A 22743-nucleotide genomic window follows, 5' to 3' on the forward strand; every position below is an offset into this window, starting at 1 on the left:
AATTTCAGATATTGAGGCGTCAATAACGAAACTTTTAAGCTATGCAAAAAACGGTGAGCCATCCACTCCCCCCAGCGAAGACCATCGAAGCACTCCCCAAAGCCTTACAATACATCGCCCGGCAACTGGAAGCCAAACGCGCCTTAAAACCTGCGGATATGCGCAGGATCGTCCTGGAAGCCGGTGTTCAACCTGAAGATATAGCACCCTGGGCCGACTATGGCCATCCTGCTACCGACAGCTACGGCCGTAAACTGATTTACGAAGGTGATCATTTTGAAATCATGGCTATGAGCTGGCAGCCTGGCGATTTTTCCGGCATCCACGACCATGGATATACAGAATGGGGCGCCGTGCAGGTTTTCGGGCCCGCAGAGCATGCTACCTTCCGAATTGAGGAAGGGCGTATTTCAACCTTGGCACGCTTTCCCTTTGAGCCCGGTGATGTCGTCGGCGTAAGCCACACCCTGGTTCACCAAATGGGCAACCCTACCGCTGAGCCTTTCCAAACACTGCATGTCTATGGCAGGCCAGAAGACATTGAGAATGTCACCGGCGATGCCCGGGTGTACGATTTGGAAAATCAAACCATTCAGCGCGTTGACGGCGGTGTGTTCTTCGCCCTGCCGGAAAGTGAAGTTAAATGGAAGGAGCCCGGCCCAAAAGCAGATTTTCCTACCCTGCTGCGCTATCAGGTGGAACTGACCCGGCGCTTAAAGCGAATGGCAGAGGCGGGACTGCCGGGTGCCCGCGAGCAATTGGATGCCGCTGCGCAACGCCTGTTTTCTGATGCTGCTCAGTCTCAGCTACTCAAAGACCTTAAAGCACATACCAACGCGGACAATCATGCCGACAACTCCGTATTTTGGCGTATCCTTAATCAGGAACTTCGTGCGGCTGCTCTACTACAGAACGAGCTCGCCGAAACAGCAACACAGGGCGACCAATTCCACAAATATGCAGCGCTCTACGACGAACTTATCTGCCGTCCCTGCCTGAAAGGCTTCATTGCCGGCGGGCTCGAATTTTTCAAACAAAAATTCGCCCCGGATTTTTCAGACAAGCGCTTCCTGTCCATTGGTGCCGGCACAGGCCTGGTGGAACGGTATATCATTGATGAACTGGGACTGCCCTACGATCAACTCCTCGGCATGGACCTTTCGGAGGCAATGGTACAGGAGGCCCGGCAGCGGATCCGTGCCGAACAGGGCGATATTCTTGCTTTTGACGCAGATGGCAAACAATGGGATATTGCCTTCACAGGCCTGAATGTCTTCCACTATCTGCCAAGCAGCCACCTGCAGGAAGCCATTGAGAAGACCGCCGCGCTGGTCAAGCCCGGTGGCTACTTCCTGGGCGACTTTATCACGCCCGACCACATCCGCTGGTACCCCAATGTGATGTACGCCGAAGATCAGTCCATCATCTCACTGCGCACGCCCAGGCTCATTGAAGAAGAAGGGCGCATGTACCAGGAAAGCGAAATTCTTAATATTGAATTCAGGAATGGCCAAATGGATCTCAACTACGCCGGCCGGCACAAGCGTTTCCTGCCTCCTTTGCACCGGGTACGCACCTACTTTGAGCGCGCATTCGGAGGTAATGTACTGCTCTACGATGCCTACAGCCTTGGGCTTATACCCGAAGAGGCAGACAGCTGTAAGAGTACCCGCTACTTTGTGGTGGCGCAGAAAGCGCTTTAGTAGCTAGATAGACTTGATGTTTTGGAGGAATATCTTGTGATTAAACCCGCTCGTTTTCTCCAACGCATCGAGTCTAAAAAAGCCTAAATAAGTCCCCTCTGCCTGAGTACAATTCCTGGCTTATCTTCCTTTATCTTTAAAGCGGCGCTTACATGAAGTACTTCACAATACTGCTATTTGCTCTGGCATTCACACTCGGCTGCAATGACGAACCGGAGGCCCCCACCCCAACGGCTACAGCTCAGCCCAACATCCTTTTGATCCTGGCAGACGATATGGGCAAGGATGCCACCTCCGGGTTTACGGAAGGTAACACGAAGCCCGGCACGCCCAATCTTGACCGTCTTCGCACAGAAGGCCTCACTTTCAACCGTCTTTGGGTCAATCCAACCTGTTCTCCTACCCGGGCTTCCATCCTGACAGGCAGGTACGGCTACCGTACAGGTGTTAAGTGGGCCGGCGACCCTTTACCGATAACTGAAAAATCACTGCACCAATATATAAAGGACGGTACAGATGGTGCCTACGCTACTGCACTGATCGGCAAATGGCATTTATCAGAGGAAGGGGCGGTGGCGACCCCGGAAAGCTTTGGCATTGATTACTATGCAGGCCTGGCCCGTGGGGCAGTCCAAAACTATTACCAATGGCAACTGACAGAGGATGGCAGCGGCAGCCTTCAAACCGAATACATCACTCAGGTATTCACGGACCTTTCAATAGATTGGGTCAACAGCCAGTCTAAACCCTGGTTTTTATGGCTGGCGTACAATGCCCCTCACACGCCTTTTCATACGCCACCGGCTGCTATGCATACTCAGGGGGCGCTTCCAGACTATGCCGATGGGCTTGACCCCACACCTTATTATATGGCAGCTATTGAAGCGATGGACTTTCAAATCGGACGCCTGCTCGAGGGCATTCCGACAGAAGTGCTGGACAACACCCTCATCATTTTCTTAGCGGATAACGGTACGCCTGCCCAGGTGGCACAAGCTCCTTACTCTGGCAGTACCGTCAAGGGCAGTCTGTACCAGGGAGGAGTGAATGTCCCTATGTTTGTCTCCGGCAAAGGCGTTACACGTCAGGGGGAGGATAACAGTCTTTTATGCAGCACAGACCTGTTCAGCACTATTGCCAACCTGACGGGCATTAACGAAGCTGTTTATCAGGATAGCTACAGTTTTGCCAACCTCCTCACCGGGGGCCAGGGAAGCAGGACATTTCAGTATGCAGAAATGGACAATGGCACTACCAATGCCTGGGCAATCAGTAACGGAAAGTATAAGCTCATTACCGGCGCTGATGGGAATGAAGAATTGTACCAGCTCGAGCAAGACCCCTACGAAAACAATAATTTACTCTTAGGTGTATTACCCGCAGAGGCAGCTGAAGCCAAAAGCGTTTTGGAGGCAGCATTATCAGCCATCAGAAATTAAACCTAATCCCGCCAAAGGAAGGGAAAAAGGACCAGTGCAATACCCAGCAACAGCAAATCGATCGACACCAGGATCATCACATCTTTCTCAATGCCGGTATCCCGCATCAGCCGCAGGGCGTTAGCCGAGAGCTTGATGAGGGTCAGCAGGACCGGGATGACAAGCGGAAAACCCAGTATGGCCATAAGCGTAGCGCTGCTGTCTGCTTTGGAAGCGATAGCGGAAACAAAGGTGAATGTAATAGAAAACCCCGTTGCCCCCAGAAAAATTATGCCAAAAAACTGCGCCGTTTCCTTGACCGGATTGCCCGCCACAAAGCTAAAGCCCAGCCAGGTGAGCAGGCTCAGCAGGCTCAGGAGCAGGATATTGTAGAGCATCTTGGACAATAGAATGGAGGTCGGGTTTGCCAGGGTGTAGTAGTACAATTCCCGGGCACCATGCTCCTGCACAAAGCTTTTGACCACAGCGCTAATGGAGGCAAACAGCACGATCACCCAAAATAAGGCATTCCAAACATCCGGCTGTACCCGCTGAAAAGAGGAGTAGACAATAAAAATGGTGGAAAACACGTAAAGCAATATACCGCTGATGGCATAGCTCGACCTGAGCTCCAGGCGGAGGTCCTTGCGCAACAGAAAAACCACTTCTTTCATCAATCCCATGGCGCGAAGGTAGGGAATTTGGGGGTTAATGAGTATATTTTGCCCCCAACTATACTGACGATTAAGTGGTTTGCCATAGCAAACCTACTGAATGCCTGTCCGCCGTACTTAATACTAAGGCAGGCGGGTCAGCATTCACGCAATACGAAGTGGCTTGCGCTTGCCCTGACAAGCTATGCCTCGTCAGTGGCCTGTCCTGACAAGCTACGCTTCGTCAGTGGTCGATGTTGCAAACCACTTCGTATTGCATATAAACCAAAATGAACTGGTAGTCATTAATATGGACTACAAAGGGTTTGCAATGATGCAGAAAATTATATCCCTGACAATACTAATGACTTACTGGCTGACCATACAGCCAGCACAAGCTCAACTCCCAAAAGCTACTGTACCGGAAAGCAACCGGTATTTTACGGTCAAAGCCGTGTCCGGTGATGGGATTTACGCGCTTATGCGACGATACGGGCTCGACGGCAATTCCTGTAACTTCACCAAATTTTATACCCTCAACAGTCTTAAGAAAAATTCGCATCTCATTGTAGGGCGGACCTACGAGCTGCCCATCCTCCTCTATGAGTTCAACGGGCGTACGATCAGGTCCACCATTGGCATTGATGACTGGAATCTTGCCGTTCGGATTCAGGACTACAATGAGCGTATGCTGGCAGAAAAACAGCGCGATCAATCCTTTAAAGACAACCGGGTCCTTTGGGTGCCCTACCATGAGCTTTACTGTCCGGAGCCAGACCTCAAGATCCCGGAGCCTATAACCGAGCGGCAGCCAGAGGAAGCTGTTGACAAGTCCGGCAGCGGCAATCGCCGGTTCCCTATTTTCGGCCCTAAATATGCCTACACTCCTCTGGAAAGCACCCGGCTCAAAGGCAAGGTTTTTTACATTGTAAGTGGGCATGGCGGCCCGGACCCCGGCGCCATAGGCCGGCGTGGCGAGTATAGCCTTTGTGAAGATGAATACGCCTATGACGTGGCGCTGCGCCTTTGCCGGAACCTTGTAGCCCATGGTGCAACCGCCTATATGATCATCCGCGACGACAACGATGGGATACGAAGCGACAAATTCCTGGACTGCGACTATGACGAAGTGGTCTGGGGCGGTCAGAAAATAATGCGGCAACAAAAGCCCCGGCTGTTCCAGCGGTCTAATGCCATTAACGAACTGTACGAAAAAAACAAGGCCGCAGGAGTTACCGAACAAACGACCATCATCGTGCACGTAGATTCCAGAAACAAAGGCGAGCGCAAAGACGTCTTTTTCTACTATCACCCGACCAGCTCTGAGAGTAAAACAGTGGCTTTGGACCTACAGCATGCACTGCGCAAAAAGTACCGCAAATACCGCGCCAACGGTCAGTACCATGGTACGGTCACTCCCCGCGACCTGCACATGCTGAGGGAAACACTAACACCTTCCGTGTACGTTGAGCTGGCTAATATCAGGAATAAGTTCGACCAACAGCGGGTCATTCTGGAAAGCAACCGGCAGGCACTTGCCGATTGGCTGCTAGAGGGGATTTTGGACTGAGGCCAGCGGGCGCTCCATTTCCGGCCATTCCGGTTCAAACGTACCGAGGGCATCGTAGATCACATTATGGATACGCTCTCTCACTTTATCCTTGAAAAGTTTGCGGTTGCTGCGGTCCGGGTGAATCCGGTTGGATAGGAATATATAAATCAGCTCTTCGTCCGGGTCTACCCAGACACAAGTGCCCGTAAAACCGGTATGCCCATAAGTCCGCTCACTGATGGCTTCCGGGTAACCTCCCTCTTCGATATCATCTTCCTCTGGTTTATCAAAGCCCAGCCCACGGTGGTTACCATGACTGGCACTAGTGAAGTACTCAATCGTCTCTGACTTAAGGAACTGCTTCCCGCCATAAGTACCGCCATTGAGCAGCATTTGAAACATTACCGCCAGGTCCTCTGCGTTACTGAATAAGCCCGCATGACCGGCCACGCCTCCCAAAAGCGCCGCTGTTTCATCGTGTACGAATCCATGTACCAGCTGATGCCGCCAGCGATAATCATCTTCTGTAGGTACAATCTGATCTGCAGGGTAGTGCGCAAGCGGTGTAAAGCGGGTAAAGCGTAACCCGAGGGGCTCGTAAAAGTGCATGGTTGCAAGTGTATCCAGGCGGTGCCCGCCGAGGGCTTCCACCACTCGTTGGGCCAGCACAAAATTGGCGTCGCTGTAACGGTATCGGGTACGGCGGCCGCGCAGGCGTTGCATGTCTTCCCAAATCTTGTCGTGAAACTGTGTAGAGAAGAAGAAGTTCTTCGATACCGGCACGGCAAAATCAGGTGAGCTGGTTTTACAAAAGTAATCAGCGCAATTATCGTTGTCTGCTTCGCGGGCGAGCAAATAAGGGATTACTGGCAGGTGAGGTTGCAACCCGCTGCGATGGGTCATTATTTTTTGAAGAGTCAGGTTGCGCAGGCGGCTGTTGGATGGCAGGTCTAAATATTCCCGGAGCTGGCCTTTGGGCTGCAACTGACCGGCTTCATATTGCTGCATCGCCATCAGGGTAGTCGCTGCAATTTTTGTAATGGAGGCCACATCGTACAGATCCGAGTGCTGTATCTTTTGTTCCTTTTTATAGGTATGGTGGCCAAAAGCCTTATTATAAATGACCTTCCCGGATTTCGCAACCAGCACCTGTGCCCCGGGCGTTGCCCCCTCGTCAATGGCTGACTGCACAATCGCGTCGATACCAACCAGGCGTTGAGGCAATACCCCCACCTGCTGAGGCAAAGCATACTCCAGGCGTACGGCCTCTGTTTTCTCCCCCTGCCCGATCAGGAAATCGGGGCTGTAGGTCAATGGCAATCGCCCTCTTGCAGCAATCCCCCCGAATAGGAGTTGTGCTGCCAGTTCTTTTTCAAGATCGCTATTGCCAAAAGCCTGTACCACCACTTCATTCCGGCTCAGCTGTTGAAGGTTAACGGGGTGCCCAAGGTTGACCACCACCACTTCTGCCTGCTGCCTGATACGGTCCAGCTGGCCCAGGTCAGGCGCTTGTAAAAGGTATTGATCCAGCAGCACAATAAGGCGGTCGGCAGTTGCTGCTTCCGCCCATGAGCGCACCAGCCGATAATTGGCATAGTGCCCGAAGCGCTGTTCAAAATGCCGGTCGTAGACCGTACCTGGCAGGTGCAGAATCGTCCAGTCTTTCTCCCCTGCTTCGAGAGGGACCCGCTGTTCGGGGTTGGCAGCCAGGACAATCGAAGAAGCATAGGCTTTGCGCTGCCATACCGCCCAGCTTGTGGCACTGAAGTATTCTTCTCTGGAAAGCCGTTCGGGCTGTGCTTCCACTGTTGCGCCCGCTACAGAAGCCTCCAACGCTGGTTTTGAGGCAGCAGGACGGGGCTCGGGCTCAGGTTTATCCCCTGCCCAGGCGCGGGCTTTAAGAATTCTTGTCAGCTTTTGATTGAGCTGTTCTTCGCTAAGTACGCCTCTGCGGTAGGCTTGCTTTAGCGCTTTCAGCGCAGGGGTGTATTGACCGGCCTCAATCACCAGCAAGTCAACATCCTGTTCAAGCCAGTTGGCGATTTGAGCTTCTGTCGTTACCTCTGCGATGAGCAGCCCGCCAAACTGAAGCCGGTTGCGGAAAAGATCTGCCAGGCGACCACTCCGCCCGAGTTGTTCCACCGGCAGCCAGAAACCACCCAAGCCTGCTTCAATTAAAGTTTTATGGTAGGCTAAGGACTTCAGAAAAGCTTTGGTGGTGTCTACCGAAAGTAAATCTGTATCTGAAAAAGGAGCGGCGACAGAAAGCAAATGGGCTTTGTTCATTTGATTGATCCAGCGAGCCTGATTTTGGATACCCGCTTCCGGCAGCAAGGTTGCTCCTCCTTCCATACCGTAGCCAGGCAAACTTAGCCAGCTCAGCTGTAATGCATTCGCCTGATGAATATAGGCTTGTTCCAACCGGATGCGCAGACTATCGTCTCCAATTGAAGAGATGGCCTCTAAGGAAGGGAAGGCTTGTTGCGCCCCAAACAGATAACCGGGCAAACGATTAGGCTCAGTCACCTTTAAAGGCGGGAAGGAAGTCCGGGTTTCCCAAAGACGGTCTATACGGTCCAAATCCTCCGGAGCAGCTGCAGTAAGCCAGCAACCGGAAGCCGCACCCAGGCGGGCAGCACTTACCTGAGCTGCATCCGTTTTCAAGACCAATAACTGCTGTAGCTTTTCATCCGTTGTTTTTTCTTTCAGGTACTGATCAATTCCCGGGGGAGCAGACTGTAAAAAGAGTGACAGCCCGGGCAGCTCTACATCAGGCAAAGGGGCTTCCTTTTGGCAAGACCATGCCAAACTCAGTCCTACAACCACTAAAATTAACTTATTCCTCATCATCCTCGCTACCTGATTATATTCCAATATACGAAGCAGCTCCGCAATGAGTTGCTCACCTAATAGAGAAAACGCAAAATAAAACCCTGCGGCCGTTAAGAAAGGATTAAAGTTGCATTTTATACTGCTAAGCTCTACTCTTCCTCTTCTGCTGTTAAAAACGGCAGTGGGGGTTCCTCCTGAATCAGAATACTGGCCAGCTTCCGGGCCTGCAACTCGGGGTTGCGCCACCACTCCGGCGACCAGATTTGGTGGAGTTCGTAACCTTGTCCCTGCCAGCATTGCCGCTGTTGAGCCTCCCACGCAAAACTAGTGTACGGAGTGTGGGCCTTAAAGCCATCCACCAAAAGGCCAAATCTCCTGGAAAAGCCGGGTGCCGGATCAATGGTTAAGGCTATCTGGTCATCAGGTGTACGTTCGGCCAGGTGCAGGCGCCCCGGGGTCAAATAAGGCTTCAGATAATGCTGTACCTGCCGCAGTAAATTGTAGGGAGGCGGAAAAGCAGGTGGTTGTTGCAATTGGCCTGCAAAACGAGCGGACAACTGTTCGATTTTAGATACATCATTATTTGCGCAAGCTTTCAAAAATGCGAAATAAACCGGCAGGCGCTGTCCGGCTTCGAACAGTTTTTCTCCTTCCTCCAGCCAATCAACAGGCAGGGAGTTGACTACCCATGCTTTTTGCCGGGCTGCGCTCATCAGTGCTTCTAATTGTTGCTGTACACCGGGCTGATCCAGCCGGTGTACATGCCCTGTGACAGGCCCGTTAGGCCCTACTGGCCCGAAAGTGGCAGAGACAATCAAAATATCAAATTTCTGCCCTTCTACTTCAGACAAATCCATCAGTGTAAGGCCATTACGGTCGAGCTGCTGAATGGTTTCCACACCGGTGCTCCGCCTTTGCTTGATGCCCAGCAGGTAGTCGGCCAGCAACAACCGCTGCCCTGTCGTGAGACAAACGATGCCAACCGAGGGGTAGGTACGCTGTGGGGTCCTTTCAATTTTGGCAAGCATAGCTAATACGGAGCGCGCTTCCGCGTCGTTCTGCTCAAGCGCTTCATCGTAAATACCATCTACCTGTTCGAAAGCCACCTGTTCTTTGGTGGGCAATACGGGAGCAGGTTGTGCTGCGTTTCGAAAGTGCAAAGTGCTGGTTCCGTGCATGTGCCGCAGTTGAAAAGCCGGCACTTCTCCCTGAAGCTCCTGCGGCTGCAGCGACTGATCATCCCATCCTCTGGGGCTTAACATAAGGGTACGGTGCCCCATTGCGGATAAGCGTTCCAGCATAGCTGCCGGCACCAGATGTGCTTCTTCGATGATTACCAGGCCAAAGCGCTGTTTGCTTTCTGAGAATAGCTCATCGGCTAAATGGGGCACCGTCAGCAAAGCCGGGCTGGTGGCAACGGGAACGTCTCCCAGGGTGCGCAGATGACGGGCAAACTGTATCCGCTCTTCAACTGTTCCGCCCTGCATCAGCCATTTGTAGGCGATTTTACGGCGGCGGCGCAAATCCTGTACGGCCTGCTCCTTTCTGGACTGCCAAAGCTGCAGGATATGCGCGGGCAGGTTTTCCTTTAGGCTTTCCGTTACCTTTGCATATTCTTCCAGCGCATCCAAATCTGGCGGCAATACTGCTTCGTAAGATTGGCTAAGCACATTATCAAGGAACCAGGTCCGGAAGGCCGCCATCCAGTTATCAGGTTTCACCCTGAGGAGGCCTTTGACCATCCGTCGGGCGTGCTCATCCAATTGCAGCCAATTGCGCTGCCAGGCATAGAAGTTGCCAAATTCAGGCAGTGCGCGCTTGGTTTCTTCAAGTTGCTCCACCACCTCATCCAAAAACCGCTGCCGTTTGGGCAACGTGAGGGTATTGTGGCTTAGGGGCAAGTGATAAAGCCCGGTTTCATTAATATCATCGAGTAGGCGGTCGAGACTTTTTTCTAACTCCTCCACCTGATTGTCAAAGCCCAAACGGGGATTCACGGACTTACGGCTGAGGCGGGTTACTTCATCCTGAACCTGCTCCCGCAGGTTCATCCGCCATTGCTGCAATCTAGATTCAAAAGCTTTCAGCCACTGGTTCAGCCCGGGCATTTCTGCCTCATCCCAGCTGGGGAATTCAGCATCAAAGTAGGACTGCCGCTGAAAGTCCACCTTCAATTTGCGGTATCCTTCCAGAATCTCTTTTCGGGCAGCACGCAGCGCCTTAGCCCGGTCTGAGAAGACTTGTCTGAGGCGAAGGGAACCTGCTCCGGCACTCCAAAACTCTTTGCCATGCTCGGACTCCTGCTCCGCCATCGTATCTTTGAGCTCAATAAGCTGTCGGGCAAACTTTTGGTAATATTGTTCGTAGTGAGCTGAAAGCTGATCGGCGTAGGCATCAATGCGGTTGATGAACCACAATTGCAGCCGGGTCGCTTTATCCAGGAGTTGCCGGACCTGTGTCTCTGCAAACATCCTGGCATCTTCTTCCTCCATTCTCAAAAACAGGCCCGGGCTAAGCTTTCCCAACGGGCTGCGGATGGTGTGGGTCTTTTTGAACAGCTGATAGCAGCGCTCCACTACTTCGGAGAGTGCATCGTAGGCCTCTGAATTGAATGTATAGTCCTGCGCATTGAGCTGCGTACCCAAAAGTTCTTTACCTTCCGTTTGAGCGCTCTCCAGGTACTGCCCCACTGTCTGTGCCCAGGGTTGCCCGGCAACGGTAACAGCCCGGTAAGCCCGATAGCTCTCCGTGAGCTTGGCGTGGAGGCGCTGTCCCTTGTTCATAATTTGCTTTAGCCTTCGGTGATCCCCGGGCTGTTGCGCGCCCCGGTTTGAAGCAGAGGCACGCAGAATATCGAGCATTAGCATCTTATCAGCTGCAGTATCACGGAGAAGGAAAGCCAGCCTTGAAAGCCCCTGCTGATCGATGGCCATTTCATACTCCTTAAGGGTACCGGTCCGGGGCGAAACAACAAGGCAGGGTTTTCCATGAGCTAACTGATTGACCAGGAGGTGGACCCCCAGAGCCGATTTGCCTGTCCCACTGTGGCCGTCTGCCCAGCTGCAGCCCTTTTGCTGTAATTGTTCTGCTACAGTAGCCTGAAAGGGGTCCAGGGTATAGGGCCCAAAAGTATCTGACATACCCTCTCTATGAGCAGGCGTTGCCTGTGGGAGGCCAATGGTACAGGGCGGTTGATGCGGGAAACAGCTCAGAATAGCAGCTTCCACAAAAGCACCATTGCCTCTTTCAGTACGAACAAAGGCGTGGCTGTCAGTCATTATGGGCAAACCCTTCAGGGCAGGTGACGGCAATTCCAGCTCGGTAGCTACATTTTGACAAAATTGCTGCAGATGTTTTAATCCAAAGGACTGCTGGTTGAGAAACCGGTCAAAAACAGGAGCGAGGTCTTTCCCTGTTTTATTTTTCCAGTACGAAATAAGATAGACATTAGGCCGCAGGCGGTGAGTCGGTGTCCTGGACAGGCGCCAGGGGCTATTGTACTGATTTCCCGGCTCCAGGTGTACTTCCCAGATCAGCAGCGGAGCAAAAACCACTCTGCCGGATTCGGCTTCTTCATCCTGAAAGAAAGGATAGCCGATGCCAACGGCTGCCCCGCCCCGGGACCGCTCCCAGGCCCGGCTTTCAAAGTACACCTGCCTTAATCCAGGCTCCTGGTCCACACCTGTGGCAATGATACTTCGAAAATCGCCCTGTATCAATTGCTGGAGTAAAGACTCGCCCTGTTTATCCGGTAGGCTGACAAAATCAAGGGCAACCTCAAAATCAGGATGTGTATTAAGGTGTGTGCTGCTTTCACTCCAGGCATACTGAATCATTTCCTGGGCACTCGCCTGCATCTTCATCGTATTTTTTACTGTTAGTAGGGTCTTAATTTATCGCCATTTTCCCGAATCCAATAACTTTTTTGGAAAGTCTTTTAAACGCCCCCTTTTTAGTCACGGTAATGTCATCTTGTATCCTTGTCCACTATTTGAAACAAACCTGAGTCTTCTAAGCTTCTAAAAAACTTGGAAAAGGCCTGCCAATAGCCTATATTGTCTTCATAAGCCACTGGCTATCAAATGTTTAACCTTTTAGAGGCAAACACCATCAAAGGTTAAACAAAACAGACAAAAAACAACATGATTCCAAACATCGCCGTCATATTAACCAATGCCCAAAAGCGCATTCTCTGGGTCAATGATGACTTTACCCACATCACGGGCTATTCTTTGCCCGAGGTGGTTGGGAAAAGCCCCGGGGGGATATTGCAGGGGCCAAAGACAGAACCTGAAGCAGTCAATCAAATCAGGCAGGGTCTGGCCAATGAGCTTCCATTCCGGGGAGAAATTACAAACTACCGCAAGAACGGAGAGGAATACCTGTGCCGCCTGGTCATCCACCCGGTGTACGATGAGTCTCAAAACCTGACCAACTTCATAGCATTTGAAGTGGACGGCAATGCGGTGGAAACAGAATTACCGATTCCTCTGCTTAATCTGGAAGAGAAATACAGCTCAAGCAGCCTTAAAGGCATGGAAGAACTCCGGCTTTATCTGCGCATGAAACAGACAATAGAGGAAGAATCTTTGTTTTTGGACCCTAACCTCTCCCTTCGCAGTGTTGCCGACCGACTGAGCACAAATACCAAATACCTTTCTCAGGTGGTCAATCACAATGCAAAATGCAACTTCCAGCAGTTTATCAACTTCTACCGGGTAATAGAGGTCAAAGAGAAAATTAAGGACCCAAAATTTTACAACCTCACGCTATTTGGGATCGCCCGGCAATGTGGCTTCAAAAACAAGTCTACGTTTTATAAAGTATTCAAGGAGGTGACCGGGATGACGCCCCGCAAATACCTTAAGCAATAGCTCTGAAAATGAGTGCTTTGTTCCATATTCGCGAATACGGACCCTTCCCTTCCGCTTAAACTTGCCTTACCGCTTAATAAACAGCACCTTGAGTGTAGCAAGATTGCAAATGGCTTGCTCAAGTGCAAGCTTCATCATTTAAAGTTTAAGTTATGAGCGGTATCAGAGAAATGATCGGCTTTGCTTTCTGGGTGAACAACACCAAGAGAGAACCGATGGAAGCACTGCTCAACGGCCATAATGGTTATTCCAAGGAAAGGACTACTATTATGCATGACCTTGAGAAAGAAAATATTAGAAATATCCTTAAAAGGACAACAGAAAAAATTGGAGATTCTCAGGTAAATCATTACAATTGAGGTCTCTAAGTCTTTTTTTAAGGCATTGGAGAATTATCATCATTTCATTAGCCGAAGCCCCTTGGGCTTCGGCTTTTGTATTGTTAGCTACTCCACTACACCTCCTTCGACCTTCTCACCATCCCGGTATTCGTACTCCAGCATAACATTGCCCTCTTCGTCATAAAAGCGGTAGGCACCATGCTGCCTGCCGTCCTTGTAATTGACTTCCTTTTGCAGATCCCCGGTCTTCTTATTGTATTCGAGATAAGTCCCATCGAGTTCTCCGTTCTTGTAATTGGCCTGCTTTTCGACCCGTCCAAAGCTATAAGCTGCCCATGGGCCGTCTAGTTTGTTATTCTTGTAAGTAGCCCTCAGGGTGATATGCCCCCGGGTATTGAACTCCAGATAAGTCCCATTGTAATTCCCATCTGCATAGGTGGTGAGCTTGGCCGGGAATTTGCCCTCCGGGCCGTATTCGATCCAGGCGCCAATCTTCTTGCCGTCGTAAAGCATTCCTTCTTCGATAATAGCACCTTCTGCGTTGCGCTTCACCAGGCGCTGTGCGGGAGAGTTCTCGATGTAAGTGACCTCATACCCTTCTGTCGCAGCTTTATTGGCGGTGTCGCCAGTTAAAGCGCCGGACTGAGGGCTTTTAGCGGGCTGCTCACAAGCGGTGAAAAATGCTGCCAAAGCAAGCATCATGAAGAATTTGTACATGCTACTATGATTTTTGTTTTCGAAAATTATTTCAACTCTACTTCTAAATAGACGGGCTGATGGTCTGAATAGCGGAATTTCTGATCCATCCCTTTTACCTTCCTGATTTGCACATTGGGGCTGACCAGGAAGAAGTCGATCAGGGTAATGAAAGTCTCGCCCGGGCGGTAGGGTGTTTTGGTCTTCCGGTTGGTGGGCACCCTGGGGTCATACGCCCACTGCCAGTCCGCAGGCAGGTATTCCGGGCCGATATTGATTTGAGTGTACCCCTGTGTGCGGCCTGGCATATAGCCATCAAAGCGGAAAAAAGGCGGCACCTGATTCCAGTCGCCACCGACTACTACATAATGCCCCGCCTGATATTCTTTAAGGAATAACTCCTTCAAAAAAGCCATCTGTTGTTGTTTCAGCGACCCATCAGCATCGTAGGCTGAGTTGTGTACATTCATGACCACAAGCTCTTTGTCGCCTTTTACGCGGAAGCGGTGCAAAGCCACGCAGCGGTCCAACTGAAAAAGACGGACCGGCCAGGGAAATGCACCCGGCAGTTGCAACCGGACCGACTCGTAGGGCTGGTACTTGCTGTAGGTACCCAGGCCGCTCTCTACTTCTCCGTAAAGATGCCAGGGCTCAAAAACGGGGATCGGCACGAGTGGCGATCGATAATTGGTCGCAAAAAAAGCACTGTAATCCGGCTTTTGCTCCTTAACAAGCTCATGCTGATTGGTAAAATAGCTGCGCTTGGAGTGGTAATCGACTTCCTGGAAGAGGAAAAAGTCTGAGGCGGTGGAACCTACAAATTGCTCAACGCCTTCGTTGTTTTTTTGTACGGCTTCCTTAGGGGCACGCACCATCCGCCCTTTGGACAAGTACATGTTCCCATGGTCGAAAAAGAACTCCGACTCTTCTCCCAGCCCACCGAAGCCCAGATTCCAGGTCACGAAGGTCAGTAAGCTGTCTTCGATAAGCGCTGTGGGCTCTGCTCCTGAATTAGCCAATGGAGCTTTTGCTTCAGGGACCCAATCATTTAGCGTGCCGTAGAGCAACACCCCGCCCACATAAAGCACCAAAAGCAAAGTAAAAGTGATGGCAACTCTGGCGATTAATTTTTTCATAAGCCTGTCTCTTTGTCTATATTTTTACAGCCCCAGCATGTCCCGCATTCCAAACACCCCTTTCTTACCGATCAGCCAATGGGCTGCCTGCAGAGCGCCTCTGGCAAACCCCTCCCGGCTGTGTGCTTCGTGACGGATAGTGAGGGTATCCACAGCAGAGGCATAGCGGATTTCATGCGTACCTTTCACGTCCCCTTCCCGAATGGCTTCGATAGGGATGTGCCCGGCTTCCGCATTTGTACCCTCCTGCCAGCCTTTTACGCGCTCCAGCCTTTCGATCATATCCTCCGCAAGGGTAATGGCTGTGCCGCTTGGGGCATCCAGCTTTTGGGTATGGTGGATTTCTGTCATGGAGGGCTGATAAGCTGGCCAGTCATTCATCAGCTCTGTCAGCTTTTGGTTGAGAGCGAAGAAGAGGTTGACCCCAATGCTGAAGTTGGAGGCATAGAAAAAAGCGCCCTCCTTTTCCAGGCAAAGCGCCTTAGCTTCCTCAAAACGGTGCAGCCAGCCTGTAGTGCCGCTAACGACCGGTACGTTGGCCTTCAAACAGGCCTCGATATGCCTGAAACCGGTATCTGGGTGGCTAAAATCAATAGCGACATCCGCTTGTTTCAGATTAGTTGTGGTCAATACCGCTTCATTATCAGCACTAAGCCGCATGACAATTTCATCACCAGCACTGATCGCCAGTTGCTCGATGGCTTTTCCCATCTTTCCATAACCAAGTAGTGCAATCTTTGGCATCGCAGGTCCTTTTAATACCGAAGGTAAAGAACTTCATTCAAAGTTGTGACTTTTCGAAGAGCACTCGTCTAAAAGGCAAACATCAAGCAAATAAACACAGCTTTATATAGCCAAATGAATCCCAAAAACGTTTGACAGGAGCCCTGGTAACAACGCCGGGGCTTTTTTTATTCTTCCAACAGGCCCTTTAGCTCATTTAGCTTCATCATGCATTCGATCGGTGTCATATTATTAATATTCAGGTCGGTAAGCGCCTCTTTGATTTTACCCGCTGTTGGGTCCACCGTTTCGAAAATACTGAGTTGCAGGGTCTCCGTTGAAATCCTTCCCGTGTCTGGTTTGGCTGCCGTTATTGCACCGTTGCCGTTATCTTCATTATTAATGGATTTTTGCTCCAGCTGAGTGAGGATATGAGCAGCCCGTTCCACGATAGTACGTGGCATACCTGCCATTTTGGCCACATGTATACCAAAGCTATGCTGACTGCCCCCTGGTACGAGCTTGCGCAGGAAAATGACCTTCTGGCCGACTTCCCGGGTAGCGATATTGAAGTTTTTAATCCGCTCAAATTTATTGGCCAGCTCATTCAGCTCGTGGTAGTGGGTAGCGAAGAGCGTTTTGGGCCGGGCGGTGCCATTGTTGTGAAGAAATTCAGCAATGGACCAGGCAATGGAAATCCCATCATAGGTACTAGTGCCCCGCCCAATCTCGTCCAGCAGAATGAGGCTGCGGTCTGAGATGTTATTCATGATGGAAGCCGTTTCATTCATTTCCACCATAAAGGTCGACTCTCCGGAGGAGATGTTATCTGAAGCCCCAACGCGGGTAAAGACTTTATCAATGAGGCCAATAGAAGCTTTTTCGGCAGGAACAAAGCTACCCATTTGTGCCATAAGGCCGATCAGGGCCGTTTGCCGGAGCAAAGCTGACTTACCCGCCATATTCGGCCCGGTAATCATCATGACTTGCTGGGTTTCTGTATCCAGGTAGACATCATTGGGCACGTAGGGCTCATCGATAGACAACTGTTGCTCGATAACCGGGTGCCGCCCCTGTTTGATGTCGATAACCGTACCATCATTAATTTCCGGGCGGCAGTAATTTTGTTTGCGTGCTACTTTAGCAAACCCGAGCAGGCAGTCGATGCGGGCGATCAGGGCTGCATTGTGCTGAATAGGCTGAATATAGTCTGCGAGGGTGAAGACCAGCTCTGAGAACAGCTTTTCCTCCAACGCGAGGATTTTTTCTTCTGCGCCGAGGATTTTAGACTCCAGTTGTTTGAGCTCATCGGTAATATAGCGCTCGGAATTGGTCAGGGTTTGTTTACGCATCCACTCCTTCGGTACTTTGTTTTTATGTTTATTGGTCACCTCCAGGTAGTAGCCGAACACATTGTTGAACCCAATTTTAAGACTCGATATGCTTGTATTTTCAACTTCTCTTTGCTGAATGCCCAGTAGCAGGTCCTTACTGTTGTTGACAATATTGCGCAACTCATCCAACTCTTCATTGAAGCCATCCGCCATGACTCCCCCCTTGGATAAATTGACGGGGGGGTCATCAATCAGCCGTTTTTCGATCTCATCCCTCAGCAGAGCACAAGGGTTTAGCCCCTCCCCTATTTTTGCCAGTTGCTCCAGGTTACTGTTTTGCAGAGTCTCTTTGATGGGCCTGATAAGCTCGAGAGCCCTTTGCACTTGCTTGATTTCCCGTGGGTTGATCTTTCCGAGCGGGACTTTAGAAATCAGGCGTTCCAGGTCACCAATTTGCTGGATATACTGAGTGAGGGCGCCTTCCAGTTCAGTATCCTTATAGAAGTGGTCAACGATATTCAGGCGGTTATCAATCGCAGAAGGTATGGTCAGGGGCAGGACCACCCATTTTTTCAGCAAGCGGGCCCCCATTGGCGAAACGGTCTGATCGAGGACATCGATTAGCGCCACTCCGGTTTCGTGGTTGCTGTAGACCAGCTCCAGATTGCGGATGGTGAAGCGGTCGAGCCACACGTATCGATCGGGCTGCAGGCGGCTGATGGCATTGATGTGTTGCAGATTTTTATTCTCAGTCGTAGCCAGGTAGTGAAGGGTTGCACCGGCAGCGATCTGCCCGAGCTCCATCTCTTCCACCCCAAAGCCTTTGAGGTTTTGGACTTCGAAATGTTCAAGCAGCTTTTCCCGGGCATAATCGAAAGTGTAGACCCACTCATCAAGCATAAAAGTGTAGAGCTTATCCCCAAACTGCTTCAGGAAGTCTTTTTGGCGATCTTTAGGGAAGAGGACTTCCGATGGCTTGAAGCTTTGGATGAGCTTATCGGCATAGGTCAGGCTGCCCTCACAGACCATGAACTCCCCGGTGGAAACATCCAGGAAGGAGACCCCGACCTGGTCTTTCTTACCAAAGTACAGGGAAGCCAGGAAGTTATTAGACTTATGGTCCAGCAGTTTGTCATCCACGGCAACGCCAGGCGTGACGATTTCAGTTACTCCACGGCGGACAATTTTTTTCTGTGGGCTGGGCTTTTCCAGTTGTTCACAAATTGCCACCCGGTAGCCTGCACGGACGAGGCGTGGCAAATAAAGGTCCATGGAGTGATAGGGAAACCCCGCCAGCTCGATGTCACTGCCGCCGTTATTCCGTTTGGTCTGCACGATACCCAGCACCTGAGAGGCGGTGATAGCATCCTCCCCAAAGGTCTCATAGAAGTCCCCCACCCGGAAAAGCAGGATTGCATCCGGGTGTTTAGACTTGACTTTAAAATACTGCTGCATCAGAGGCGTGACCTTACCATCGCCCTTTGTTTTCTTTGCCTTTGCCAATGTGGATCATTTTCGTTAGTCCACAAATATAGTTGTTCCATTTGGGTTGCCATAAAGGGAAGCTATCCAAAGATAAGACTACTAGAGAAGGCTTTGCAAAATCTAACCCCTTGGCTTATTTTTGCCCCATTGGACAACCAACCGGAACTGCCCGTGTTGGAATTAAGAACAGAAGAACAAAAGCAATCCAGATATGGCTATTATAATCACAGATGAATGTATTAACTGCGGCGCTTGCGAGCCGGAATGCCCTAATAACGCCATTTATGAAGGCGGTGTGGAATGGGCTATTGCTGACGGTACAGGAGTAAATGGTTCTTATAAGCTGGAAGATGGCTCAGAGGTTGATGCAAATGCTCAACATGATCCAATCTCTGACGACTTGTACTATATTGTGCCAGATAAGTGTACGGAGTGCGTAGGTTTTCACGAGGAACCACAGTGTGCTGCCGTCTGCCCGGTTGATTGTTGTGTAGATGACCCCGATCGCAGAGAGTCTGAAGAGAAACTGCTTGAGCGCAAAGAGCGGCTGCACCTTTGATGCTTACATCATACAGAATAAAGTGTAGAGCGCTAACGGTGAATGGCTGTTAGCGCTCTGTTGATTTTGTGTTAAGTAGAGTTGTTGTAAGCTAACTCATTGAAAATCAAAGATCGTATATTTAGGCTAAAAAAGGAATAATGGAAATAAGCTACAAAGATATCCGCAATGATCGACAATAGAGAGCTTCAACTGGCCTGAATAAAGAACAATTTTTTGATTTGGTTAAAGAATTTAAAATTACGTATGAAGATTTTTTGGGAGAGACTTTAGAAGAACGTCAATCTTCTTCAACTAATAGAGTTTATTAACGCAAATTTTGTATGTTTCTGAATGGTTTTTTTCACCAGCTCTGCATCTCGTCCTCACCTTCGTAGCTTAGGCTACGAGGTTCCGGGCGTTCTTTGATCTGGCAAAAAATACTCATCCATACCCTATACAAAACTTACCTTAATAAACTCTAATGAGAGTAAATTAACGACTTATGAAGAGGGTGTGACGGATTTTTGATGTCCTTATATCTTCCGAAAAGTAGAATGAATTCGTTAAACAAACTTGAGGTAAAACTTATCTCAGTTCTTAATTCCTTCAAAGTTCCCTCTAAATCTTCTGTACTTTTGATTTTTAATTCGTAACTATTCAGCACGCCTGCGTGCTGGTTAATTGAAAAACGATAGAATTATCCATAAACAAATTCTTCAATGCCTTGAAAACATTGATATTTTGTTTACGAGCCGTGACGATAAAACTGCGGATTCTTGCGAAGAACCTGGCGCCGTCAAAACTTCTGAAACAACCCGAGATCTTTTGTTTGACTTTCATCATTCGGATGTCCCGTTCAGAGAAGTTATTGTCAAATGGCACTTTAAAATCGTAGAAGAACCTCAAAATATCGTCAGCGTAGTCTCTAAAGCGTTCTATTAGGTTTCGAGGCTTCGTTTTTTTATCCCGGCCTCTTTTCTTTTTCGGAGGAGGTTTGTAGGGGTTGGCTTTAAGCCCTTTTTGTACCAGGCTTTCATAGAGGCTTCGATACCGGCTTAAAGTTGCCGGGGACAAGAACTCCTTGCCTTTGGCAATAGCCCTTTCTTTAGTAGCTTTCATTTTGAGGAGCAGGCCTGCAAGTTCATCCGCCCAAGCTTGCTTATGGCGTTCTTTGACAAAGGTTAGTTCTCTTAGCAGGTGTGCATTGCACAGGCCGTGTTCACGGCCGTAGCGGTAATAGCTCTTCCAAAAGTCATGAATGGCAATGCCTTCGAATTTGGGCAAAATGCCAATATCATCCATGGCAGCCTGTCCCCGCTTGGCATGAGGCTTATAATACGCATGCTGGCTAGTCGAACAGCTGTGCAGCCACAACCGCTGGGCCATTATCCGGATACCGGTTTCATCAAAGCCGGCCACAACTGCTGTTGTCAACAGTGCCTTGAGCCGCTCTTCAAAAGTGTCCAGTTGGCCAAAGGCCGTATGACGGATATTATATAAGGTGCCAGTACTGAGCTGATGGCCGAAAATATCCTGGACAAACTCTTTGGTCCGTTCGTAAGGCAGCAGTTGGTAATCTTGCATATACACCAAAAGGCTCTTTATGTTGGGGCCGTATTGCACATAATGGTTAACACCCGCCGGAAAATCGGCTCGGTTGACATGCCCGCAGGAACAGCGTTTAACTTCAGCCTGGTGTTCGGTTATGACCAACTCCAACGGGGGTAAGTCATATACCTGGCGGCATTCTATGGAATCGGCTTTTTGCCTGCAAAGGCTTTTTTGGCAACAGGCACAAACCTCCACTTTATGAAGCTCTTTTTCGCCTGGGGAATCCACCATCTTTAGATTAGCCCCCTCGTGGCCCTTTTGCCCGCCAGCCTTGCGGCCAGTCGTTTTGCGCTGGCTTTTGGGGGCAGGCTTGTCAAACTCATCCGAAGAAGGAGGCTTGCTGCTATTCCTGCTGTTCTTGGATATCTGATCTTCCAGTTCTTTGATCCTGGCTTCTAATTCCTCGATCTTCGATTTATAGTGATGGTCATAGAACACTACTATAGCCTCGACGAGCACTCGGGCTTCTTCGGGCAATCTCTTGATGGCTTGTTGTAGTGGTTCTGGAAGCATCCCAAAAAATAATAACTTTATTTTAAATCCTCAGCACACAGGCGTGCTGGTGTGTATAACAAATTGCACAGCTATGCCGCTGCGACAAGTTGCTGGATCGTACTCCACGCTCCACTTTTACGATAGCACCGCAAATCCGCGATGGCTTGCGCCCCATCAACCGTCCAGCGTTGGCCGGATAATTTGAGCCGCTGCTGCAAGACACTACGATGAGCGGCCTCTACTGGTCCAGAGCCGATGAGCAGCCCTTCATCCCTGTAGGTTTTGTACTGCATACGGTCTTCATGCTCTTCGTAATAAGATAGCAGTTTCGCCTTAGCTTCCCGGGCTTCGTGATTTCTCGCTCTGAGGCAGCTTACGTTATCCACTACCTCGTGCACTCTATTGGCTGAGAGTACTTCACACTGGCCAGCCACCCAGGCTTTGCGTTTTTCATCTACTCTAAACTGATGTTTTGCAAAGAGCACCAGTTTTTCTTTGGCGTGATAGAAGTCTAATATTTGACGAGCCCCAGGGAAGTTGTCCTCGGCCCAACGCCATATCCATGGGGCTCCATCTCCCAAAATGACCTTTTTTTGATAGGGTACTAGATGGCGCTCCAGTTTAGGGAAAAACTGGTCGACACTGCCAAAATGGGACACATAGACGGATTGGCGTATTTGTCTGCGCTTGGCCGACAGTTGTACCACATCTTGGTGTTGAAATATGCGGCCGAGCTTAATTTCTTTCCAGCTCTTTTCCTCTCGTGTAGGGAGCATCATGCCATCCATCATCACATAAGTAGGCGCTTGCTCATCAGTAATTTCTAAACTGGGTATGGCCCCTTCCGCATCCGCGCTGACCAATGGGCCTACTAAACTGCCATAGTGCATACAGACACGCTGTATTTGCATACCAGATAAGTCTAGCCTAAGCAGTTCTTCCAGTGTCTCGCTAGCCTGCTCGTAAACACTGCCCTGTCCTAGCAGGCAGCACAGCTCCCGCAGGCGCTCACTGAGGGCAAAGCGTTTTGTGCCTTGGCATAGCACGTGGTTTTTAGACAGCGTAAGCTGCCCAAAACTTGTCAAGACTTTTTTTTAGCGTTGCGGCTCTTTGGCAGTGGCCCATCTTGTTGGGTAGCTACCTTTTGGGCAAATTGGCGGGCTAAATCTAAAACGCTATTCTCATAAGCTGACGATGAGGTCGCGTTGGCTTGAGATTGCAGAAAGTCGAGTAGCTCGGCACGCATGCCACTTAGTATCTCGTCGGCAACTTGTTCTAGCTCGCTCGGGGTGGGGGTTGGCTTCTTCATACTTTAAAGATAGCTAACTTGTGCAATTTGTTATACACAC

General features: G+C 50.2%; 16 protein-coding genes. 6 read left to right on the top strand and 10 right to left on the bottom strand.

Translation table 11 applies throughout. The features are described from left to right. The first annotated feature begins 41 nt into the window (after positions 1-41). Both ACO08I_RS08430 and ACO08I_RS08435 read left to right on the top strand, forming a co-directional pair. Complete coding sequence (locus ACO08I_RS08430) at positions 42-1703, top strand: methyltransferase domain-containing protein (RefSeq protein WP_421949050.1); 1662 nt, start codon at positions 42-44, stop codon at positions 1701-1703. A gap of 152 nt (positions 1704-1855) precedes the next feature. Beyond that, on the top strand, positions 1856-3142 hold the full coding sequence (locus tag ACO08I_RS08435) for a sulfatase-like hydrolase/transferase (RefSeq protein ID WP_282781655.1): 1287 nt from the start codon (positions 1856-1858) through the stop codon (positions 3140-3142). A 2-nt stretch (positions 3143-3144) separates the two neighbouring features. Here ACO08I_RS08435 and ACO08I_RS08440 read toward each other — a convergent pair whose 3' ends face one another. Continuing rightward, entirely contained in the window at positions 3145-3804 is a 660-nt protein-coding gene (locus tag ACO08I_RS08440) for a heme exporter protein CcmB (RefSeq protein ID WP_044230094.1), read from the bottom strand. Between the two features lie 244 nt (positions 3805-4048). Here ACO08I_RS08440 and ACO08I_RS08445 point away from each other — a divergent pair, with 244 nt between their 5' ends. Further along, a complete protein-coding gene (locus tag ACO08I_RS08445; RefSeq protein WP_052516521.1) occupies positions 4049-5344 on the top strand; it encodes an N-acetylmuramoyl-L-alanine amidase family protein in 1296 nt (431 codons plus the stop codon). Here the strand turns inward: ACO08I_RS08445 and ACO08I_RS08450 are convergent. Next, the gene (locus ACO08I_RS08450) at positions 5324-8152 is read right to left on the bottom strand and encodes a serine hydrolase domain-containing protein (RefSeq protein ID WP_421949051.1); all 2829 of its coding nucleotides are present in this window, start codon (positions 8150-8152) and stop codon (positions 5324-5326) included. The two genes, ACO08I_RS08445 and ACO08I_RS08450, sit on opposite strands and share 21 nt — an antisense overlap. 155 nt (positions 8153-8307) lie before the next feature. Continuing rightward, positions 8308-12015 carry a hypothetical protein gene (locus tag ACO08I_RS08455; RefSeq protein WP_282781650.1) on the bottom strand — a complete coding sequence of 1236 codons (3708 nt, stop codon included), beginning with the start codon at positions 12013-12015 and terminating at the stop codon, positions 8308-8310. A gap of 285 nt (positions 12016-12300) precedes the next feature. On the opposite strand from ACO08I_RS08455, the gene ACO08I_RS08460 reads away from it, so the two are divergent. Further along, a complete protein-coding gene (locus ACO08I_RS08460) occupies positions 12301-13032 on the top strand; it encodes a PAS domain-containing protein (protein ID WP_282781649.1) in 732 nt (243 codons plus the stop codon). Positions 13033-13184: 152 nt separating this feature from the next. Continuing rightward, positions 13185-13391, top strand: a complete 207-nt coding sequence (locus ACO08I_RS08465; RefSeq protein ID WP_282781647.1) for a hypothetical protein — start codon at positions 13185-13187, stop codon at positions 13389-13391. 87 nt (positions 13392-13478) lie between these two features. Here the strand turns inward: ACO08I_RS08465 and ACO08I_RS08470 are convergent, their stop codons facing one another. From ACO08I_RS08470 to mutS, 4 genes are all read right to left on the bottom strand, one after another. Then, entirely contained in the window at positions 13479-14090 is a 612-nt protein-coding gene (locus ACO08I_RS08470; RefSeq protein WP_282781645.1) for a toxin-antitoxin system YwqK family antitoxin, read from the bottom strand. Positions 14091-14116: 26 nt separating this feature from the next. Then, positions 14117-15205, bottom strand: a complete 1089-nt coding sequence (locus ACO08I_RS08475) for an endonuclease/exonuclease/phosphatase family protein (RefSeq protein WP_282781644.1) — start codon at positions 15203-15205, stop codon at positions 14117-14119. A 24-nt stretch (positions 15206-15229) separates the two neighbouring features. Then, positions 15230-15949, bottom strand: coding sequence for a 4-hydroxy-tetrahydrodipicolinate reductase (gene dapB / locus ACO08I_RS08480; protein ID WP_421949052.1), 720 nt, complete (start codon positions 15947-15949; stop codon positions 15230-15232). 167 nt (positions 15950-16116) lie between these two features. After that, complete coding sequence (gene mutS / locus ACO08I_RS08485; RefSeq protein ID WP_345894655.1) at positions 16117-18717, bottom strand: DNA mismatch repair protein MutS; 2601 nt, start codon at positions 18715-18717, stop codon at positions 16117-16119. Between the two features lie 241 nt (positions 18718-18958). On the opposite strand from mutS, the gene ACO08I_RS08490 reads away from it, so the two are divergent. Beyond that, complete coding sequence (locus ACO08I_RS08490; RefSeq protein WP_044230109.1) at positions 18959-19306, top strand: 4Fe-4S dicluster domain-containing protein; 348 nt, start codon at positions 18959-18961, stop codon at positions 19304-19306. Between the two features lie 639 nt (positions 19307-19945). On the opposite strand, the gene tnpC is transcribed toward ACO08I_RS08490, so the two are convergent. The 3 genes from tnpC to ACO08I_RS08505 all read right to left on the bottom strand — a co-directional run bounded on the left by tnpC (position 19946) and on the right by ACO08I_RS08505 (position 22703). Then, positions 19946-21412, bottom strand: a complete 1467-nt coding sequence (gene tnpC, locus ACO08I_RS08495; protein ID WP_421947457.1) for an IS66 family transposase — start codon at positions 21410-21412, stop codon at positions 19946-19948. A 71-nt stretch (positions 21413-21483) separates the two neighbouring features. After that, the gene (locus ACO08I_RS08500; RefSeq protein WP_081969018.1) at positions 21484-22479 is read right to left on the bottom strand and encodes a UPF0236 family transposase-like protein; all 996 of its coding nucleotides are present in this window, start codon (positions 22477-22479) and stop codon (positions 21484-21486) included. Beyond that, positions 22476-22703, bottom strand: a complete 228-nt coding sequence (locus ACO08I_RS08505; RefSeq protein WP_044220747.1) for a hypothetical protein — start codon at positions 22701-22703, stop codon at positions 22476-22478. Before ACO08I_RS08505 ends, ACO08I_RS08500 begins: the two co-directional genes overlap by 4 nt. Positions 22704-22743: the final 40 nt, after the last annotated feature.

The sequence above is a fragment of the Phaeodactylibacter xiamenensis genome, assembly GCF_965229835.1.
Classification (GTDB): domain Bacteria; phylum Bacteroidota; class Bacteroidia; order Chitinophagales; family Saprospiraceae; genus Phaeodactylibacter; species Phaeodactylibacter xiamenensis.

Bases quoted from the DNA above. Each gene is read 5' to 3' on its own strand.
- ACO08I_RS08470 (WP_282781645.1), bottom strand. From the start codon at position 14,090: ATGTACAAATTCTTCATGATGCTTGCTTTGGCAGCATTTTTCACCGCT.
- ACO08I_RS08465 (WP_282781647.1), top strand. From the start codon at position 13,185: ATGAGCGGTATCAGAGAAATGATCGGCTTTGCTTTCTGGGTGAACAAC.
- ACO08I_RS08505 (WP_044220747.1), bottom strand. From the start codon at position 22,703: ATGAAGAAGCCAACCCCCACCCCGAGCGAGCTAGAACAAGTTGCCGAC.
- mutS (WP_345894655.1), bottom strand. From the start codon at position 18,717: ATGCAGCAGTATTTTAAAGTCAAGTCTAAACACCCGGATGCAATCCTG.
- ACO08I_RS08460 (WP_282781649.1), top strand. From the start codon at position 12,301: ATGATTCCAAACATCGCCGTCATATTAACCAATGCCCAAAAGCGCATT.
- ACO08I_RS08440 (WP_044230094.1), bottom strand. From the start codon at position 3,804: ATGGGATTGATGAAAGAAGTGGTTTTTCTGTTGCGCAAGGACCTCCGC.
- ACO08I_RS08430 (WP_421949050.1), top strand. From the start codon at position 42: ATGCAAAAAACGGTGAGCCATCCACTCCCCCCAGCGAAGACCATCGAA.
- ACO08I_RS08475 (WP_282781644.1), bottom strand. From the start codon at position 15,205: ATGAAAAAATTAATCGCCAGAGTTGCCATCACTTTTACTTTGCTTTTG.
- ACO08I_RS08455 (WP_282781650.1), bottom strand. From the start codon at position 12,015: ATGCAGGCGAGTGCCCAGGAAATGATTCAGTATGCCTGGAGTGAAAGC.
- ACO08I_RS08490 (WP_044230109.1), top strand. From the start codon at position 18,959: ATGGCTATTATAATCACAGATGAATGTATTAACTGCGGCGCTTGCGAG.
- tnpC (WP_421947457.1), bottom strand. From the start codon at position 21,412: ATGCTTCCAGAACCACTACAACAAGCCATCAAGAGATTGCCCGAAGAA.
- ACO08I_RS08435 (WP_282781655.1), top strand. From the start codon at position 1,856: ATGAAGTACTTCACAATACTGCTATTTGCTCTGGCATTCACACTCGGC.
- dapB (WP_421949052.1), bottom strand. From the start codon at position 15,949: ATGCCAAAGATTGCACTACTTGGTTATGGAAAGATGGGAAAAGCCATC.